Annotated in this window: 3 protein-coding genes; all 3 read right to left on the bottom strand. The window is 32.6% G+C overall.

What is annotated here, in order from left to right; genetic code table 11:
• Positions 1–19: 19 nt before the first annotated feature.
• Genes AA089_RS22795 through AA089_RS22785 form a run of 3 tightly spaced genes read right to left on the bottom strand, consistent with a single transcriptional unit; the run spans position 20 to position 2,429 of the window.
• A complete protein-coding gene (locus AA089_RS22795; protein WP_046759337.1) occupies positions 20–499 on the bottom strand; it encodes a hypothetical protein in 480 nt (159 codons plus the stop codon).
• A gap of 11 nt (positions 500–510) precedes the next feature.
• Positions 511–1,008, bottom strand: a complete 498-nt coding sequence (locus tag AA089_RS22790) for a hypothetical protein (RefSeq protein ID WP_046759336.1) — start codon at positions 1,006–1,008, stop codon at positions 511–513.
• 32 nt (positions 1,009–1,040) lie between these two features.
• Positions 1,041–2,429, bottom strand: a complete 1,389-nt coding sequence (locus AA089_RS22785; RefSeq protein WP_046759335.1) for a hypothetical protein — start codon at positions 2,427–2,429, stop codon at positions 1,041–1,043.
• Between the last annotated feature and the right edge of the window lie 597 nt (positions 2,430–3,026).

Genomic DNA, 3,026 nt, shown 5'->3' with positions numbered 1-3,026 from the left:
GCTTATTGTTTTTTCCATGTTAGTTTTGTTTCTTTTTTAAAATTGAGTCTTTAGGAATTTGTTTCAATCCTAAAATACTATCAATCATTTTCTCCATACCGCCGCCTTTCATGAATTTTTTTAAGTCTTTTATACTAGAAAAATCCAGTCTTTGACTACCATCTTCTTTGTCAAACTCAAAATCCATATTAGGAAAAGTACGGTCAAGTTCTAAGATAAGTAATAACTTTTTTTGGTCATATTTATTAAAAATAAACGAGTCTAGTCTTCTTTCTATTCTGCTTTTTGCTAATTTTTCATTTCCTATTGATTTTACTAAAGAATATACAATAGAGTCATTCTCAGTAATTCTATCGTAATTTTGATTTGATAAATTGAATGAACTTCTTATTAGCTTTTTACCTTGTCTTTTTTCTTTTAAGCTATTAAAAGGTTTATAAGAACTGTTACAACTAATGATTAGCATAAAAATGACTAATGGAAAGACTAATTTTTTCATTTTTAAATAGATTATTGCTTTTTCCGTTGTTTGATAGAGTCTTTTCTCTTGTCAAAATTCAAGTTCTTCACTAGGGTATCATCAATTTTTTTAACAAATCTATTCAGCTCCTCAACACTTTTAAAATGAACAGCTCTTTTAAAATCTACACTATCTGATAATTCAAAACAACCTGATTTTAAAAGCCTCTCTAGTTTTAGTGTAAAGATTAGGTCTTCTACATTATATTTACCATCATAATAGGAAGCTAATCTATACTTGACTCTTTCAATTTTTGTAGAATCTTTTAAAAGTAAAATCAATTCATTAATTACAGAATCATTTTTGGTTAGTTGAAATAGTTTAGAATCACTTAAATCATATTGTTCCTTTATCAAACTTAATTTATTATTATTTGATTGAAATTTAGTACTATCCTTAGACTTTATTTCTCCTTTTTGAGAATAAGATATTTGAATTACTGAAATCAATAAAATTATTATTGATAAATAAGTTTTTTTTAAGATCATAGTATTAAATTAAATTGTTTAATGATTATCATTTATTCATATCCAAAGATACTCCTTACAGGTTGACCAGTTAGTGAGTTAACATACATAATTATAATATATTCTCTGTTAAAATAAAGACCTCTCCCTTCAATAACAGCTCCAATTTTTAAAGTTCCGTATTGAACTATTCTTGCTTCTCCATATGGCTGTGTTGGATTCATACTAAAACCAAAACTATCTTGTTGTTCCCAAAATAAATGAAAATCTAATCCAGTAGTAACAGATTCAACACTTGTTACTTCGTAAGGTACTTGTTGAAAGAAATCACCCATTTGTTGATAAATTTTCACTTTTAGATCTGAATTCCAAGTTAAGGGAAAAATGAAGCTTGCAATTTTTATATCTGGACTTGAAGTATCTTCAAAAGACATATCTCCTTCTATTTCATCTATCGTCTCAAGATATAATTCAAATTCTTCTACACTATTGAAAGTAGGAGTTCCTGTAGGCATTGGACTTTTCGAGTATCCCCAAGAATCATTTCCTTGTTTTATACCATTTAAGTCAATTGTTAATTGGTCTACAATAGGCGTAGTTACAATTTCATCACTTGGTTCATTAGGATCGCTAGTAGTTGGCGATGTCGTAGTACCTCCACTTGTTGTATTGTTGGTTGGGTCAGTAGCTGAACTAGGATCACCACTTGTTGTCGTAGTTGTAGTTCCTGCACCACCTGGGCTTGTTGGCGGACACCAAACACTTGTTACAGTATATACTTCGCATTCTCCATCGGCTCCGCCTTGATGATGGCAAGTACTATGTGGTCCATACTCATACGTACCTCCTTCTACTCCATTAATAGTTGGTGTAACATGATATGTAGTGGTGCTTATGGTACACGGAAGTGAGTTCTCCGATAGTAAACTTGAAAAGTCTCCTTCAATTGGTGTTACCGTTATGTCTACATAGCTACTTACATGTCCTGTATTGAGTAACTCATGCAATTGCTCGGCTGAATACTGATATTTCATGAGTACAGTACTAATTTCTTGTGTAGCAGCATTTACGGAGAGGACTAAGTTTTCTAACGCTGTACTAAATTCATTTTCACGACTAATGGCAAAGGTGTACGAGTAGCCACTACCATCATTTTTTTCTACATACTTTGCCACTTTAGTTTCTACGCTAAAGTCATTGTTATCATTTTCAATACTTACTTGGTTTCGGTTTTGGGTTAATCCTCTTAACCTTTCGCTAATTAAAGCATTGTTTTCTATTTCACTTGTATATACCATATGTGACGAAAACGGCGCTTGCTTGGCAACAGCCACAAGTTCGTCTTGTGTTTCCAAAGCAGTATCGCTTTCACAGTTGGTAAATAGTGTTGTTGTAAGAAATAGTAACATAAGTTTAAAGGTAATTAATTTAATTGTTTTCATTGATTGGTTTTTTTAAATACGCCTACTCGTTCGTTTTTCGGCTTTCACGACTGATTATTTGGTTGTTGGTTGTCAGTTGCTGGTTGTTAGTAATACCAACAACCAACAACGAAAAATAACAACCGTAGGACAGTGTCCTAAAACATTTGCCGTGGGTATTAAAAAAATACCTATCTTTGATGTGCAGATCGTAGGCAAATGTTATTTGTTTACTACAGAACTCTCACTTCGGTGGGAGTTTTTTTTGTTTTAATTCCGTTGCAGAACGGAGTTTGTTAGCTTCGTTTCTATCATTTATTCTTATCTGTTTTTTCTCTTTTTTACGTTTATTACTGTCTTTTTTGGTTCATTACTGTTTCAAAGCGGTTCAATTCTGGTTGTTAGCCCTCTCGGAACTGGTTTGCTGTGGTTGTGTACCCATAATATGCGGTTCGTTACCCTTTTGAAGCGGTTCTGTAAGGGGTGTACCCCCTAAACGAACCCCTTTTTTTAGGTTCGGAACCTATTATAATGGGTTCTGAACCGCTTTCAACCTATATAGAACCGCTTTGTAGCTTTGCAATACGGCATGTAATGGGTAACAAACCCTATTAATGT

The sequence above is a fragment of the Kordia jejudonensis genome (assembly GCF_001005315.1).
GTDB lineage: Bacteria > Bacteroidota > Bacteroidia > Flavobacteriales > Flavobacteriaceae > Kordia > Kordia jejudonensis.
Note: the sequence above shows the minus strand (reverse complement) of the source record. Positions and strands in the feature narration are given on the sequence as shown.

Bases quoted from the DNA above. Each gene is read 5' to 3' on its own strand.
- AA089_RS22795 (WP_046759337.1), bottom strand. From the start codon at position 499: ATGAAAAAATTAGTCTTTCCATTAGTCATTTTTATGCTAATCATTAGT.
- AA089_RS22790 (WP_046759336.1), bottom strand. From the start codon at position 1,008: ATGATCTTAAAAAAAACTTATTTATCAATAATAATTTTATTGATTTCA.
- AA089_RS22785 (WP_046759335.1), bottom strand. From the start codon at position 2,429: ATGAAAACAATTAAATTAATTACCTTTAAACTTATGTTACTATTTCTT.